General features: G+C 57.2%; 15 protein-coding genes. 4 read left to right on the forward strand and 11 right to left on the reverse strand.

The genetic code is table 11. The features are described 5' to 3' along the window. Positions 1-10: 10 nt before the first annotated feature. From C8N36_RS03585 to C8N36_RS03600, 4 genes are all read right to left on the reverse strand, one after another. Positions 11-718, reverse strand: coding sequence for an alpha/beta fold hydrolase (locus C8N36_RS03585; protein WP_097803251.1), 708 nt, complete (start codon positions 716-718; stop codon positions 11-13). Beyond that, complete coding sequence (gene pcaD, locus C8N36_RS03590; protein ID WP_097803404.1) at positions 719-1507, reverse strand: 3-oxoadipate enol-lactonase; 789 nt, start codon at positions 1505-1507, stop codon at positions 719-721. It abuts the gene before it with no gap. A gap of 117 nt (positions 1508-1624) precedes the next feature. Beyond that, entirely contained in the window at positions 1625-2053 is a 429-nt protein-coding gene (locus C8N36_RS03595; protein WP_097803252.1) for an FKBP-type peptidyl-prolyl cis-trans isomerase, read from the reverse strand. Positions 2054-2164: 111 nt separating this feature from the next. Then, entirely contained in the window at positions 2165-2560 is a 396-nt protein-coding gene (locus tag C8N36_RS03600) for a VOC family protein (RefSeq protein WP_211318218.1), read from the reverse strand. 139 nt (positions 2561-2699) lie between these two features. Here C8N36_RS03600 and C8N36_RS03605 point away from each other — a divergent pair, with 139 nt between their 5' ends. Together C8N36_RS03605 and C8N36_RS03610 are read left to right on the forward strand one after the other, a co-directional pair. Then, the gene (locus tag C8N36_RS03605) at positions 2700-3377 is read left to right on the forward strand and encodes a haloacid dehalogenase type II (protein ID WP_097803253.1); all 678 of its coding nucleotides are present in this window, start codon (positions 2700-2702) and stop codon (positions 3375-3377) included. Beyond that, complete coding sequence (locus tag C8N36_RS03610; RefSeq protein ID WP_097803254.1) at positions 3377-4195, forward strand: alpha/beta fold hydrolase; 819 nt, start codon at positions 3377-3379, stop codon at positions 4193-4195. Before C8N36_RS03605 ends, C8N36_RS03610 begins: the two co-directional genes overlap by 1 nt. 55 nt (positions 4196-4250) lie before the next feature. Here the strand turns inward: C8N36_RS03610 and truB are convergent, their stop codons facing one another. The 4 genes from truB to C8N36_RS03630 all read right to left on the reverse strand — a co-directional run bounded on the left by truB (position 4251) and on the right by C8N36_RS03630 (position 9359). After that, a complete protein-coding gene (gene truB / locus C8N36_RS03615; RefSeq protein ID WP_097803255.1) occupies positions 4251-5177 on the reverse strand; it encodes a tRNA pseudouridine(55) synthase TruB in 927 nt (308 codons plus the stop codon). 100 nt (positions 5178-5277) lie between these two features. Then, complete coding sequence (locus tag C8N36_RS03620) at positions 5278-6102, reverse strand: LysR family transcriptional regulator (RefSeq protein WP_097803256.1); 825 nt, start codon at positions 6100-6102, stop codon at positions 5278-5280. Between the two features lie 245 nt (positions 6103-6347). Then, positions 6348-8060 (reverse strand): methionine--tRNA ligase, encoded by a 1713-nt coding sequence (metG, locus tag C8N36_RS03625; RefSeq protein ID WP_097803257.1) that lies wholly within the window; start codon positions 8058-8060, stop codon positions 6348-6350. Positions 8061-8114: 54 nt separating this feature from the next. Beyond that, positions 8115-9359 (reverse strand): MFS transporter, encoded by a 1245-nt coding sequence (locus tag C8N36_RS03630; RefSeq protein ID WP_097803258.1) that lies wholly within the window; start codon positions 9357-9359, stop codon positions 8115-8117. A 155-nt stretch (positions 9360-9514) separates the two neighbouring features. Here C8N36_RS03630 and C8N36_RS03635 point away from each other — a divergent pair, with 155 nt between their 5' ends. After that, positions 9515-10000 carry a PaaI family thioesterase gene (locus tag C8N36_RS03635; protein WP_097803406.1) on the forward strand — a complete coding sequence of 162 codons (486 nt, stop codon included), beginning with the start codon at positions 9515-9517 and terminating at the stop codon, positions 9998-10000. Positions 10001-10045: 45 nt separating this feature from the next. Here the strand turns inward: C8N36_RS03635 and C8N36_RS03640 are convergent, their stop codons facing one another. Continuing rightward, entirely contained in the window at positions 10046-10639 is a 594-nt protein-coding gene (locus C8N36_RS03640; protein ID WP_097803259.1) for an ImuA family protein, read from the reverse strand. 115 nt (positions 10640-10754) lie between these two features. Here C8N36_RS03640 and C8N36_RS03645 point away from each other — a divergent pair, with 115 nt between their 5' ends. Next, positions 10755-11804, forward strand: coding sequence for an aldo/keto reductase (locus C8N36_RS03645; protein WP_097803407.1), 1050 nt, complete (start codon positions 10755-10757; stop codon positions 11802-11804). An 80-nt stretch (positions 11805-11884) separates the two neighbouring features. On the opposite strand, the gene C8N36_RS03650 is transcribed toward C8N36_RS03645, so the two are convergent. Both C8N36_RS03650 and C8N36_RS03655 read right to left on the reverse strand, forming a co-directional pair. Beyond that, positions 11885-13060 (reverse strand): acetate/propionate family kinase, encoded by a 1176-nt coding sequence (locus tag C8N36_RS03650; RefSeq protein WP_097803260.1) that lies wholly within the window; start codon positions 13058-13060, stop codon positions 11885-11887. Further along, complete coding sequence (locus C8N36_RS03655; protein WP_097803261.1) at positions 13057-14448, reverse strand: bifunctional enoyl-CoA hydratase/phosphate acetyltransferase; 1392 nt, start codon at positions 14446-14448, stop codon at positions 13057-13059. Before C8N36_RS03655 ends, C8N36_RS03650 begins: the two co-directional genes overlap by 4 nt. Positions 14449-14573: the final 125 nt, after the last annotated feature.

Genomic DNA, 14573 nt, shown 5'->3' on the forward strand with positions numbered 1-14573 from the left:
TGGGCTCCGGTCAGGAAAGGGTGATGGCATCAAGCAGAGCGGCAAGCCGTTCTGGCATCGAAAAAAACGGGGAATGGGAACTGGGCAGGCTGTGGCGATCGGCCTCTGGCAAGGCCTGAGCCATCTCGCGCTGGAATTCTGGCGGGATAGCCTGATCGTCGTCGCAGGTGATATAGCTGCGCGGCACAGCAGCATAATTAGCCCCCAGTTCAGCTGGGGTTTCTTGTGGCAAGATCGGTTGCGGGCAGAGGTTCTGCAGCGCAAAATCCAGCGCATCGGGGCAGTCGTGGTAGAATTTTTCCTCGGCCATTGCGGGATCGAACGCCATTGTGATGCGATCTTCTGCGACGCGAAACGCCTCGGCCAAAGGTTGACGAGGAGCCTTGCGGCGCTGGTCGGCCAGTCCAAGGCCGGGCCAAGGCAGATAGGCGCACAGATAGACCAGACGTTTGAATTGGCTTGGGTCAAGCTCGGCTGCGCGCGAGATTGGAAATCCCGCCATGGAGTGGCCCACAACAATTGTCGGCCCGTCCATCGCGTCCAAAATTGCCTGCGCATAGAGGTCCAGCGTCACGTCTTTGGCTAGTGTCGGGTCATCGCCATGCGAAGGCAGGTCGATTGCCTTCGCGCTGTGCCCCAATGCCTCTAGCGCTGGATTCACGTCGCGCCAGCACCACGCGCCGTGGCAAGATCCATGGATCAGCAGGAATTGCGCCACTTAGGTCACGCCTTGAGCGGCAAAGAACTTGGTCAACGTAGCGGCGTATTCTTCCGGGGCTTCGATGCAAGGCAGGTGGCCCGCACCGCGGATCAGGTGGAACTGTGATCCGGGGATCAAATCCAATGTTTCGCGGACCAAATCGGGCGGCGTTGCGCCATCTTCTGATCCCGCAATTCCCAGTGTTGGCAGGCGCAAACCAGAAGTCGAGGAAATGAAATCGGTGCCTGCGATGGCATCAGCGCATCCTGTCCAGCCGCGTGCAGGGGTGCGCAGATGGAAGTTCTGCCAGCCGTGGAATTCTTCTGTTGCGCGGAATTTGGCAGAGAACCACCGCTCCATTGTCGCGTCAACAGCGGCTTCCAGCCCGCCATCTTCGACGGTTTTGATCCGGTCGGCCCACATATCGCGGGTGCCGATTTTTGCGCCTGTGTTGGACAACACCAAGGCCCGAACCAGATCAAGCCGCTTGGCCGCTAACCCCTGCGCAATCAGACCGCCAATGGACAGCCCGACAAAAATAGCATCTTTGAAACCGGCCAAATCCATCAGCTGTTCAACATCGCGTACCAGGTTGCCCATAGACCACCGGCCACCGGGAACATCAGACAAGCCATGGCCGCGTTTGTCGTACCGCAAGGTGCGCAAACCAGCTGGCAAGAGCGGCATAATCGGATCCCACATCCGCAGATCTGTGCCCAGAGAATTGGCAAACACCACCGGAGTGCCGTCTTCGGGGCCTTCGATTTTGTAGTGCAGTCGCAGCCCGTCCAGATTGGCAATGTGCATGATGTGTCCTCCCTCGTTGTCGAAAGGTTTAACGCGAAAGGCCATGAATGCACCAGAGGCGCAAATGGAAAAGGCGGGGAAACCCCCGCCTTGCCGCATATCTGTTCGCGAGGTCGCTTAAGCGATTGAGACCAGTTCCAGCTCGAACGTCAGGTCTTTGCCTGCGAGCGGGTGGTTGGCGTCAAGAATGACTTCGGTTTCGGAGATTTCGACCACAGTGACAGGCATCACTTGACCGGTGGGGGATTGCATCTGCAATTGAATGCCAACTTCCAAAGGGATTTCCGCAGGGATCTGTTCGCGTGGCACGGGCTGACGGGCACGGTCGTCTGGCTGACCATAGGCATCATCCGCAACGATATTCACGGTCTTCTTTTCGCCAACGGTCATGCCTTCGACGCCTTTGTCGAAACCGGGGATGACCTGACCGGACCCCAGGGTGAATTCCAGCGGGTCGCGGCCAGCGGAACTGTCAAAAGTAGAACCGTCGTTCAATGTGCCGGTGTAGTGAATGCTAACGGTATCGCCGGATTTAGCCTGCGTCATAAAAGCCTCGTAGGTCAGGAAGAATGAATGGACGAGGCCGGTTGATTGCCCCGGGTTCTCGTGTGCGGGCGCACCATAAAAGACCCGGGGCAAGATTGCAAATAATCAGACTTAGCTGGCAGGTGTCATCAGGCCAAGGGCGGCACCCGTGGGATCCGCGATCATGGCGATGCGGCCAATACCCGGAATATCAAAGGGCGGGCGGCGGATTTCACCGCCAGCTGCTTTGGTGGCTTCGACAGCCGCATCAACATCATCAACGGCGATATAGGTAAACCAGTGTGGGGGGACTTCGGACAGGTTCTCAATGGCGCTCATATCCATGAGTCCGGCGACGGATTGGCCGTCTTTTTTGGCGATATGGTATTGGCCCCCAGTGTCAGGGTCTGGCATCAGGTCATATTCCCAACCGCAGACCGCGCTATAGTATTCAAGCGCTTTCGGCAAATCGCGGGTCATCAATTCAGTCCACATAATTGTGCCGTGTGTTGGCGTAGGATTGGTCATTGGAAATCTCCTGTTCAATGAATCAGTGTTTGACATAGATAGCATGGCTTGGTGTTGTGGCCTTCGGGAAAAGCCCCGCGATTTTCAGATCCTGCCATTTTCTGTCAGGGTGCTGGCGGTGCACATATGAGGACACTCCATGACCATCACCACCTGCGTTTTCGATGCCTATGGCACTTTGTTTGATGTGGCCGCTGCGGCGCGCGTTGTGGCTGATGAACCGGGGCGCGAAAAGCTGGCAGAGGTATGGCCGCAGGTCGCGGCTGATTGGCGGTCCAAGCAGTTGGAATACAGTTGGCTGCGTGCCGTGTCCGGTGCCTATGTTCCCTTCTGGGAAGTGACCAAAGATGGTTTGGACTGGGCGATGGAGCGGGCAGGGCTTGATGATCTGGAGTTGCGAGAGCGTTTGCTGGCGCTGTATTGGGAATTACCTGCCTATAAAGAGGTGCCGTTTATGTTGGCGCATCTCAAAGCCGCTGGCAAAAACTGTGCGATTTTGTCGAATGGCAATAAGGATATGCTGGATGGGGCTGTCGACAGCGCCGGTGTGGGTCTCTATCTTGATGCGCTGTTGTCGGTAGATAAGGTTGGTATCTTCAAGCCGGCAGCCAAGGTCTATGATCTGGTTGGAGAAGAATTTGGCTGCGCGCCGGAAGAGGTGCTGTTTGTATCTTCCAACGGATGGGATGCCGCCCATGCTGCGGCTTATGGATTTCAAACGGTTTGGGTCAATCGTATGGGATTACCGATGGACCGCCTGCCGGGCAAACCGGCGCATGTGTTGAGCGATCTGTCGACCATTCCGGAGCTTGTGTGATGCCGCGTTTTACCACCTCGGACGGGGTCTCTTTGTATTTCACGGATGAGGGCGAAGGCTTGCCACTGCTGTGTCTGTCTGGACTGAGCCGCAGTGGCCGTGATTTTGACTATGTCGCACCGCACCTGTCTGGCGTGCGCTTGATCCGGTTGGATTATCGCGGTCGCGGCCAATCGGACTGGGCCCCGCATGAAAGCTATACAATCCCGACCGAGGGGCGCGATGCCCTTGAGTTGCTGGATCATCTCGGCATTGAAAAGGCGGCTGTTTTAGGGAGCTCGCGAGGTGGGTTGATCGCGATGGGTCTGGCAGCAACCGTCAAAGAGCGGCTGTTGGGGGTAGCGTTGAATGATATTGGTCCGGAAATTGCTGACCGCGGCCTTGAGGTGATAAAGGACTATCTTGGCCGCCGCCCAAGCTGGAAGACTGTGGAGGCGGCAGTGGCCGCGCGGCCCAAGGTGATGGCAGGGTTTGCGAATGTGCCCGAGACACGGTGGCGGCAGGAAGTGGCGACGCATTACCGCGAAGTGGCTGATGGCTTGGATATTACATATGACCCAAAACTGCGCGATGCCGTATTGGCCGATGGTGCACAGGTGGTACCGGACCTGTGGCCGTTTTTCGACGCGCTGGCAGAGTTGCCGCTGTGTATGATCCGGGGCGCGCATTCTGATCTGTTGGCCGAGAGTTGTTTTGACCAGATGGTACAGCGCAGGCCGGATGCAGTGGCGGTCCAAGTCGCAGATCGCGGCCATATACCGTTTTTGGACGAGCCGGAAGCCTTGGCAGCTTTGCGAAAATGGCTTGCAATGATGTGAGGTGAACGGCGCTGTTTGCTACGCAAAGGCGCCCCGCCCACCATCCCATCGGCGTTTATTCCACGCCGGGATCTTCTGCACGGACAAAGACGCGTTTGGGGTGGAGTTCACCTGCTTTGTAGATCCCGACCGCAATGGGTTCGCCGTCTAGCGAGGCCCAAGCCTCGTCGCCGTATTCCGCATCAGCCGCAAAAACCATGCCGGGGTTGCCGTTGCGCAGTTTAACCGCCCCTTCAGGGGTGGTGCGTAATTCAGGTAGATCGCTCAGACCGACTTCGAGCGGTTTAAGATAGGCGTCAAGTGCGCTGGTCTTGGCCATTTCATCGATTTGTTCAACGGTGATCCCGTCTGAGGTTTCAAAAGGACCTGACCAGATACGGTGGAGGCGCAGCACGTGGCCCTTACATCCCAAGGTTTCTCCCAGATCACGGGCGATGGACCGGACATATCCGCCTTTGCCGCAGATCATTTCCAGTTCAACATGGTCGGTGTCGGGACGCGAGATCATCACCAGTTCTTCGACAAACAAAGCCCGGGCAGCGATCTCCATTTCTTCGCCGTCGCGGGCGCGTTTGTAGGCGCGTTCTCCATCTATTTTGACGGCGGAAAACTGTGGGGGCACCTGTTGGATGTCACCGACAAATTGATGCAAAGCCTCTTTGATCTCTTCGTCAGACGGGCGCAAATCCGAGGTCTCTATGACTTCGCCCTCGGCGTCGTCAGTGTTTGTGGCCTGTCCCAGCACCACCGTAAACCGGTAGGCTTTGAGAGCCTCTGTAATATAGGGAACGGTCTTGGTGGCTTCGCCCAAAGCGACAGCTAAAACACCTGTCGCCTCTGGATCGAGCGTGCCTGCATGGCCGGCTTTTTTGGCATCCATTGCCCAGCGGACCTTGTTCACAACCGAAGTCGAGGTCATGCCAGCCGGTTTGTCTACGATCAGCCAGCCTGAAATATCGCGGCCCTTGCGCTTGCGTCCCATGGTTTTCCTCGGATTGATAAGGCGGCGGAGGTAGCAAGGCCAGAGGCCTGTGTCAATTCGGGATGCAAGATATCCACCTCAGACGGCAATTTGGCCCTGATCAAGTCGGTGAAAGGGCGGCTTGAAGCGCTGTGATCGCGTCGCGGATGGCCGGATCGTTGCGGGCTTGATGGTGGCTGACCAGCCATTCATCATGGGACAATCCAGCGATAAGATCTGACTGGCGTGTCAGTTCGGGCTCTGCGTCACCTGCGAAGCACGGGAGAACGATCTTACCAAAACCATTCAAGGCAAGGTCGAGACACAGTCGCGGATTGGCGGCGGTCACCCGCACGTCATCCCCGTGATGGTTGTGCAGCCATCTTTGTGATGCGGTCAGTCCGGCCGCATTGGGCAGACCGACGAAACCTGAAATCTGAGGTCCAACAGCATATATCGCATAGTCAATCCGGCGCAGTTTTTGACGGGCCAGCCACGGGTGTTCGGGCGGTGCATTGCGCAACCCGATGTCGGCGGCGCGGCGGGGCAGATCAAGCAGGGCATCTGATGGCAAAAATATCGGAACCCAACTGACGTTGGCGGCGTATGTCAGCGTTCGTGCCAAATGCCGCGAGGTCCAAATTCCTGCCGTGATGCGAACAGGTGCCGGTCCGGCCCCTTGTTGCATCCAGCGGTCCACACTGCGCCGCATCACGCGCAATCCGGCAAGTTGTTCGGCCAAGGCCTCTCCATCAGCGGTGACGCGATACCCGGATTTCCCGCGCCGAAACAAGGCGCGTCCGGTTTCACGTTCCAAACTGGTCATGCGCCGGGACAAAGTGGGCAACGGCACATTGGTACGTTTGGAGGCTGCGGTCAAAGAGCCGCAATCGGCGACCTCTAGGAATAGCGCGAGATCGGTGAAAGAAGGAAGGCTTTCATTCATGAAAGTAAGGTTGCTGTTTTAGGGAGTGTTTTCAAGAAATTTCACGTGTGACTTTGGGCGAAATTGAAATGCCCCTGTCACGGATGAAAACATGATGCAGATACCCGTTTTTCCGATCAGATTTCCAAATCACCGCCCGCACCCGGAAAAAGCAAAGATCCAAGCCCGCATTTCCAGCCATAAAAAATGGCGCAGACGGAAAAACCGCCTGCGCCTTGTGTTGGTGCTTTTGGGGAACCGGAAGCTTAGTCTCGTGTTCCTGCGAACCGCTGCTGCCAGTCCTCACGCTCGGCGTCGGTGATCTTGCGAAAGGTCACTTCGGGCACTGCGAACACGTGGCCTTCGGGCATGGCGGTAAGCGCAGCTTTGATGTCAGTTGGCCATTCGGAGCCATCCGTTTTCATTGCCTCGATCAGCTCGGCGCTGGCGTCAGGGATAAAGGGCGACGAGATGATCGCGTAGAGACGGATCATGTTCAGCGCCAACCGGATCTGCGCAGCAGCTTGTTCAGGATCGGTTTTGAAGGTTGTCCAAGGCGCGACCTCTTGCAGGTATTCGTTGCCCAAGGACCATACCGCACGCAGAGCTGTTGCGGCTTTGCGAACCTCGATTGCCTCCATGTGCGCTTCGTACTCAGCAATTTTCGTTGCCAGATCGGTGAACAGCTGTTCTTCGCGCGCGCCGTAGGTGCCGCCGGCCGGAACGGCTTCGGAAAACTTGGACCGGCAGAACTTGGTGACGCGGCTGGCAAAGTTGCCCAGTACGTCAGCAAGATCCTTGTTGACCGAAACCTGAAAGTTTTCCCAAGTGAATTCGCTGTCCGCGCTTTCGGGCGCATGGCTGAGCAACCACCAACGCCAGTAATCAGCGGGCAGGATTTCAAGCGCTTGATCCATAAACACGCCGCGCCCGCGCGATGTGCTGAACTGGCCACCGTCGTAATTCAGGTAGTTAAAGGATTTGATGTAGTCGACCAGCTTCCATGGCTCACCCGACCCCAAAATCGTGGTGGGGAAGCTGAGGGTGTGGAACGGCACGTTATCTTTGCCCATGAACTGGGTGTAAGTCACGTCATCCGCGCCTTTGTCGGTGCGCCACCAGCGTTCCCAATCCGTGCCTTTGCCTTCATCAACCCATTCTTGGGCGCAGGCGATGTATTCGATAGGTGCGTCGAACCAGACATAGAACACTTTGCCTTCCATGCCGGGCCAGGGCTGATCGCCCTTCATCACCGGTACCCCCCAGTCAAGGTCACGGGTGATGCCGCGATCTTGCAGGCCATCCCCATCATTCAGCCATTTCTTGGCAATTGAGGTGGTCAATATGGGCCAGTCGGTTTTGCTGTCGATCCACGCCTCTAGCTGATCCTTCATTTTGGACTGGCACAGATACAGATGCTTGGTGTCGCGCATTTCCAGATCGGTCGAACCGGAAATGGTCGAGCGCGGGTTTATCAGATCAACAGGGTCAAGCTGCTTGGTGCAATTGTCGCATTGGTCGCCGCGCGCATCTTCAAAGCCGCAGTTTGGGCAGGTGCCTTCGATGTAGCGGTCAGGCAGATAGCGGCCATCTGTATGGCTGAACATCTGCGTTTCAGACACTTCACGGATCAAGCCCTGACTGTCCAGCTGGGCGGCAAAATGCTGGGTCAGCTTCTTGTTTTGCTCAGAGGACGAGCGGCCAAAGTGATCAAAAGACAGGCGGAACCCATCGGCAATCTTGGCCTGAACCCCCCACATTTCGGCGCAATATTCGTCGACCGGTTTGCCGGCCTTGGCGGCGGCCAGTTCGGCGGGCGTGCCGTGTTCATCCGTGGCGCACAGGAACATCACTTCGTGGCCGCGCGCGCGCAGATAACGGGCGTATAAATCAGCAGGCAGCTGAGAGCCTACAAGATTGCCCAGATGCTTGATCCCGTTGATATATGGAATCGCGGAGGTGATGAGGTGGCGTGCCATTGTTATTTGTCCCGTGCGGTTTGGCCGTGATTTAGCTTATGCAAGCGGGGCTGGCTACTGTGTTTTGTTACCCTTGTCCGGTCTGTCACGAAAGCGAGACATCAACCGGCCAACAACAAACGAGGTGCGCGGGGCGTACACATAGGGTGTCCGTTCGGTCACGCCGGGGCGGGCGCGGCCCCTGATCAAACCAAAGACAACCAGTGCCCCATGGCCCAATGCGATCATGATGAACAAAGCGGGCGGGCCATAGGTTTCGATTAATGTGGACGCGAGCCAAGGCGCGGCGATGGCCCCGCAGGCGTACCAAAACATCAATGCAGCAGAAAGTTCGACCCGGTCTTCGTTGCTGGCAAAGTCATGGGCGTGCGCGGCAGAGACCGAAAAGATCGGAAACGTCGTCAACCCGAATACCGCGGCTGTGAGCATGACACCCGCGGTGCTGAGATTTGTTGCGGTAGCGGTAAAGGCACAGCTGCCAATGGCGGCAATTGAAAGCCAGATTAATACATTCCGGCGGTCATACCGGTCGGCAAGCCAGCCAATCGGGTATTGCGATAGCGCACCGCCCGCGACAAATGCCGCCAAAAATAAAGCAATATCAGAAGTTTGTAGTCCAACGCCTGTGCCGTAAAGCGGCCCGACCATCCTGAAGGACGCGCTTGAGAGCGCAGCAACCAGCACGCCAGCCACCGCTAAGGGAGAGCTGACATAGGCCAGTCTTGGGCGCAACCTGGGGGCGGCCGGGGTTTCGGGTTGGCTGGCCCGTGACAGAGTGAGCGGCAAGATAGCAGCGCAGCACAGCATGGCGAGCAAAGTGTAAGACACATAATGCGCCGGTTCCAAAACCGAGATCATCAACTGCGCCACCAAAGAGGCCAGCATGTCGGTGATACGATAGGTGCCCATAGCGCGGCCACGGTTTTCATTGGTCACTTTGGCCTGCAACCATGCCTCGATCACGGTGTAGCAACCGGCAATGCACAGACCTTGGGCAATCCGCATGATCGCCCAGATATAGGGATTGTCGGTTAGGACGTGGCCCATGATCCCCAGAGTTCCCAGTGCTGTCAGCACGGCAAAAGCGCGTGTATGTCCGATGGAGCCCATCAAACGTGGGGACCACCAGCAGCCAGCAAAAAATCCGAGAAAATGCGCCGACCCCAAGAGGCCGATCTGGGTTGTGCTGAAGTTGAGGGCCAAGCCCGAGAGCGCGTCCAATGGCCCGACACCGCCAGACGACAGTTGCAAGAGGACCACGGATAAAAACAGGGCAGCAAAGGAGACCAACATACGCATGCTTGCTTGTGGTCATAGCTGCGCGACGGGGGCAAGGCACTATGCGACGCCCCTGCGTCGTTTTGTGCCGTTTCTTGGTTTAATTGGACGCGGCGTTACGCTTTTGGTTTTTGGCGGGGCGGCGTTTGATGATCCGACGTAATCAGGAGATCACTATGCCAGCGCGCAAAATTGCCCAATCCTTTGATGATTTGCCGACCACAGAAGAAATGTTGTCGGTGACTGGCCTTGAGTTCATCCGATCGATTGTCGATGGCAGGCGCGCCGGGCCGCCGATTGGGGCCACTTTGGGTTTTGGGCTCGTCGCGGCTGATGAAGGGCGGGTGGTGTTTGAAGGTACGCCTGAATTCGCTGTCGCAAACCCGCTGCGCACTGTGCATGGCGGCTGGTACGGCGCGATTTTGGACAGCTGTATGGCCTGCGCAGTTCAAACGACCTTGCCCAAGGGGGCTGGCTACACCACTTTGGAATATAAGGTAAATATTATCCGTTCGGTGCCGGTTGGGATGACGGTGCAGGCCATCGGAATCGCGCAGCATTCGGGGCGGTCAACCGGTGTGGCCAATGGTGAATTGCGCGGCAAGGAAGATGGCAAGCTCTATGCCACGGGATCAACGACCTGCATGATCCTGCGGCCCTGATCTGGGGGCTGTCTTGGTGGTCCGAACCGGCAGGTGTGCCTGTGGTTATTGGGTCAGCACCCATGACTTGGGCGGGGCCATGCGGGCGCGTATTCGGTCCAGCTGCCAACGGGTCTGGCCTGCGCGATGCTGCGGTTCCATCCGCCAGCGGGTTTCCACGCCGGGGGCCCCGCCAGCGCCGGGGGTCAGCAGCAGGCCGATCGGGCGAAACTTTCCTTCGGCGGTGCCGGTTTCAGCGGCCAGATGCAGGCGGCGCACCGGTGTCATCCCGGGTGGTTCAGGCAGATCAGCCACCACCATCGGTGCGGCCCCGCTGCGCAACACCTCCTCCATGCTCCACAATATATCCTCGCCGCGCAGGGGGGACAAAAAGATCAGGGATTGCGGCGGCAACAAGGACACCAAGCCGTCGGTATTGAGCTGGTTGCGTTCCCATTTCGGGGTGATCCAGAAGATCGGTCCGGATGCGGAGCCGGATTTGGAGGCAAGCAGACGGGCCGCGATACGCACGGCCAAAGTGCGCCGCGCCTGACCGCAAAGTTCATGCACGCGCGACAAAGGCAGTTGCATGCCGTCTTGCAGGTCTAGCGCCGGGGGCGGGCGGTGTGATTTTCGGGACAAAAGGCTGGCTGCTGTCATATTTGCACATTACAATGTTCGCTTTATGTTCTCAAGTTTTGATTTTCACATGTGGCCTTGGCAATCGCTCTGGTGTCGCTATCTTGCAGCCAAGATGCGCGAAGGAGATCTTGCAATGAAAATGAATCCACTGGGCCGGTCCGGTATGATGGTGTCTGAACTGTGCCTCGGCACAATGACCTTTGGCACCCAAACCAGTCTGGACGGCGCGCATGCCCAGATCGACTATGCGCAGGGGGCCGGCGTGAACTTTATGGATGCGGCCGAAATGTATCCGGTCAATCCGATCAGAGCCGAAACCGTTGGCCGGACAGAGGAAATTATCGGCGATTGGTTCGCCAAGACCGGCAAGCGGAGCGATTGGATCATGGCAACCAAGCATTCCGGTGCAGGGTTTCAACATGCGCGTGACGGGGCCCAGATCACGTCCAAAACCATTCCTGCCGCGATCGAGGGGTCCCTGAAGCGGCTCAAATCGGATTATATCGACCTATACCAATTCCATTGGCCCAATCGTGGCAGCTTCATGTTCCGTCAAAACTGGAGCTATGACCCGATGAAGGGCGGGATGAGCCGCGCGCAGGTGATTGACCAAATCGAAGATTGCCTTGGGGCTCTGCAGCGCGAAGTTGAACGCGGTACTATCCGTGCCTTTGGCCTGTCAAACGAAAGCGCATGGGGAACAGCGCAATGGTTGGCGGCGGCAGAGCGCGTCGGCGGGCCGCGTGTGGCGTCGATCCAGAACGAATATTCGCTGGTGTGCCGCATGGCTGACACCGATCTGGCAGAACTGATGATGTTCGAAGACATCGGCCTTTTGCCGTTCTCACCGCTGGGTGCCGGGTTTCTAAGCGGGAAGTATCAGGGCGGGGCGGTTCCCGAAGGATCGCGTATGTCGATCAATGCCGAAATGGGCGGGCGCAAGTCCGACCGCATCTTTGATGCGGTTGAGGCCTATTTGCAGGTAGCGCGTGATTTCAATCTTGATCCGGTGCATATGGCCTTTGCTTGGTCAGCGCGGCGGCCCTTTGTGGCGTCATCGATCATCGGGGCGACGACATTGGTGCAGTTGCAACATGGATTGGGCGCTGTGGACGTCGACCTAACGCCAGAGCTTTTGACGGCTTTGGACGCCGCCCATAAACTGCATCCAATGCCTTACTAAAGGCAGGTTCAGGGCGCGCTTGGCAGTCACCTGCACAGCGCGCCCGATTTTGCGTCCTATTATTGGACAAGGTCGGTTTGCTAACCCGCCACAGCGGCCGAAGCGGCCCGCGCGATCACCAGCTCTTCGTTGGTTGGCACGACCATGACTTGCACGCGGCTTGCACTGGTACTGACCACCTCAACACCAGCGGTGTTGCGCGCATTGTCAAATTCAATGCCGATCCATTCCATACCCGCACAGACGCGTTCGCGAATCTTTGCCGCATTTTCACCGATGCCGCCGGTGAAAACCAGAGCATCCAACCCGCCAATAGCGGCTGCTAAACTGCCCAGCTCGCGCTGGATGCGACAGCAAAAGTAGTCAATCGCTTCGTAGGCTTGTGGATTTTCGGAAGCCAGAAGTTCCCGCATGTCATTGCTGACACCAGACATCCCGAGCAGACCGGATTGTTTGTATAACAGATCGGAGATTTCATCGTGGGTCATCGCTTCGTGATCCATTAGGTAGAGCATCACGCCCGGATCAAGCTGACCGGTCCGTGTGCCCATCGCGATCCCGTCCAGCGACGAAAACCCCATGGTGGAGGCGATCGACTGTCCTTTGACGAGCGCGCACATAGATGCGCCGTTGCCCAGATGCGCAACGACCACACGGCCCGCATGCAACACGGGGGCAATTTCTGCGAGTTTTCCGGAAATGTAGTCATAGCTGAGGCCATGAAACCCGTAGCGCCGCACACCTTTGTCGTAATATTCGCGCGGCAGCGCATAAGTATCGTTAACAAACGGGTGCTGGCGGTGAAAGGCTGTGTCAAAACAAGCAATTTGCTTGGCCTGTGGAAAGGCTGAAATCGAAGACCGTATACCCGCCAAATTATGCGGCTGGTGAAGCGGCGCCAAAGCCACCAATTTATCGAGATCTTCGAGAACCTTCCCCGTCACATTAATAGGATCGCAAAAATCGACGCCACCATGCACAACACGGTGCCCAACAGCGGTGATTATTGCCTCTGGAAACTGGGTTCCAATCTCGGCCAAAGCCACCTGCAAAGCGCCGTCATGGTTTTCAGCTGATCCTTGCGCAAGATCCCCGCGCGACAGGGTTTTGTCCTGCGAATCCTTGAGCGACAATGTCGCCGCACCGCCGATGTGATCAATCAAACCGGTGCATAGGGGGTTGGGGTCCTGTGCGGCTGTGAACAGACCGAATTTCAATGTGGAAGACCCGGCGTTCAAGGTCAGGACATGGCTCATTTTGCGGCTCCGCTTAGGCGTTCATGATGTAGCGCGGCGACGGCGCAAGAGGCCAACCGCGCCATGTCATCGTCAGCACGTGAATTCAAAATCACAGGCACCCTCGCTCCCAGTAGCACACCGGCGCTTTCGGCGTGGCTGAGATAGGCCAACTGTTTCGCCAACATGTTGCCTGCATCCAGATTCGGAACAACCAAAATATCGGCACGCCCTGCAACGGGTGACACAATGCCTTTGGTTCGGGCGGCGGCGATATCCACTGCGTTGTCCATCGCCAAAGGCCCGTCCACTAGACCACCGGTAATCTGGCCACGATCTGCCATTTTCGACAATAAAGCTGCGTCAATCGACGACGGAAGATCAGGGTTGACGGTTTCCACCGCGGACAAGACACCAACTTTGGGTTCGACGATGCCAATGCTTAGGGCCAGATCGATGGCGTTTTGGGTGATGTCGACCTTGGTTTTCAGATCCGGCGCAATATTGATCGCCGCATCGGTCACCAACAACGGGTGTGCCAAGCCCGGTACATCCATCACAAATACATGGGTAAAACGGCGGCCCATGCGCAGACCCGTCACCTTATCAAGAAGCGGGCGCAGCAACATATCCGTGTGCAAATGCCCCTTCATCAACGCCTTGGCGCGACCTTCGTGAACCAGTTCAACTGCGCGGCGGGCACAGCCGCGATGGTCCTTGATGTCGATCACCTCAACACCGTCCAGCGACTGCCCCAAATCTCTGGCGGTCGCAGCGATCTTATCGGCGTCACCGATCAATATCGGTTCAATCAAGGTGTGTTGACGCGCCAGCAGCGCCCCTCCGAGGGAATTGGGGTCTTCGGGGCAGACCACAGCAGTGGCCAAGGCCGCCAACGGCTCTGCCTTAACAAGCAGCTTTTCAAAGTGGCGATGGCGTTGGACGACCAATCCGGGCAAGTCGTGGCTGTTGTATTCGACCTTGCGGCGCGGGGCCATGACCTCGGCCCAACCGTCCAGAACGACGGCATCGTCACGCATCCTGCGCACTTCGGTCGAGAGGGTCACAGTGCCGTCTTGTTCGTTCTTGTCGGTAACTTCGACGCGGCTGCACAATTCATCACCGGCATGGGCACGATTGTGAAACTGGAAATTTTGCGACCGGTACAAGGTGCCTGCACCGGGCAGGACATTGCCCAAAACTGCCGAAATCAATGCTCCCACGAACATCCCCGGTAAAATCGCCTCAGGGTGGCCGTCACCATCGCCATCTGCTTCATACATGTGCATCGGATTATGGTTGCCCGACACATTTGCAAACACGATCAAGTCGTCTTGGGTGCAAAGCCGGCGCAGTTCGGCTTGATCGCCAATGGCCAATTCATCGAATGTTTTGTTTTCAATCAGCATTTGTTCACCTGTCTCGACTTCGTTGCCTTGGCAATCTGGAAGTGTAGTACGCTTATGTCTGCCCGCAGTAAATGTAACGTGAAACCTGACGCCGAAATGGCGGGAATTTGAGCATTCCCGCCTTG

Source organism: Pelagimonas varians, assembly GCF_003208435.1.
GTDB lineage: Bacteria > Pseudomonadota > Alphaproteobacteria > Rhodobacterales > Rhodobacteraceae > Pelagimonas > Pelagimonas varians.

Coding starts and splice junctions, on each gene's coding strand:
- pcaD (WP_097803404.1), bottom strand. CDS start 1,507: ATGCACATTGCCAATCTGGACGGGCTGCGACTGCACTACAAAATCGAA.
- C8N36_RS03595 (WP_097803252.1), bottom strand. CDS start 2,053: ATGACGCAGGCTAAATCCGGCGATACCGTTAGCATTCACTACACCGGC.
- C8N36_RS03600 (WP_211318218.1), bottom strand. CDS start 2,560: ATGACCAATCCTACGCCAACACACGGCACAATTATGTGGACTGAATTG.
- C8N36_RS03605 (WP_097803253.1), top strand. CDS start 2,700: ATGACCATCACCACCTGCGTTTTCGATGCCTATGGCACTTTGTTTGAT.
- C8N36_RS03610 (WP_097803254.1), top strand. CDS start 3,377: ATGCCGCGTTTTACCACCTCGGACGGGGTCTCTTTGTATTTCACGGAT.
- truB (WP_097803255.1), bottom strand. CDS start 5,177: ATGGGACGCAAGCGCAAGGGCCGCGATATTTCAGGCTGGCTGATCGTA.
- C8N36_RS03620 (WP_097803256.1), bottom strand. CDS start 6,102: ATGAATGAAAGCCTTCCTTCTTTCACCGATCTCGCGCTATTCCTAGAG.
- metG (WP_097803257.1), bottom strand. CDS start 8,060: ATGGCACGCCACCTCATCACCTCCGCGATTCCATATATCAACGGGATC.
- C8N36_RS03630 (WP_097803258.1), bottom strand. CDS start 9,359: ATGCGTATGTTGGTCTCCTTTGCTGCCCTGTTTTTATCCGTGGTCCTC.
- C8N36_RS03635 (WP_097803406.1), top strand. CDS start 9,515: ATGCCAGCGCGCAAAATTGCCCAATCCTTTGATGATTTGCCGACCACA.
- C8N36_RS03640 (WP_097803259.1), bottom strand. CDS start 10,639: ATGACAGCAGCCAGCCTTTTGTCCCGAAAATCACACCGCCCGCCCCCG.
- C8N36_RS03645 (WP_097803407.1), top strand. CDS start 10,755: ATGAAAATGAATCCACTGGGCCGGTCCGGTATGATGGTGTCTGAACTG.
- C8N36_RS03650 (WP_097803260.1), bottom strand. CDS start 13,060: ATGAGCCATGTCCTGACCTTGAACGCCGGGTCTTCCACATTGAAATTC.
- C8N36_RS03655 (WP_097803261.1), bottom strand. CDS start 14,448: ATGCTGATTGAAAACAAAACATTCGATGAATTGGCCATTGGCGATCAA.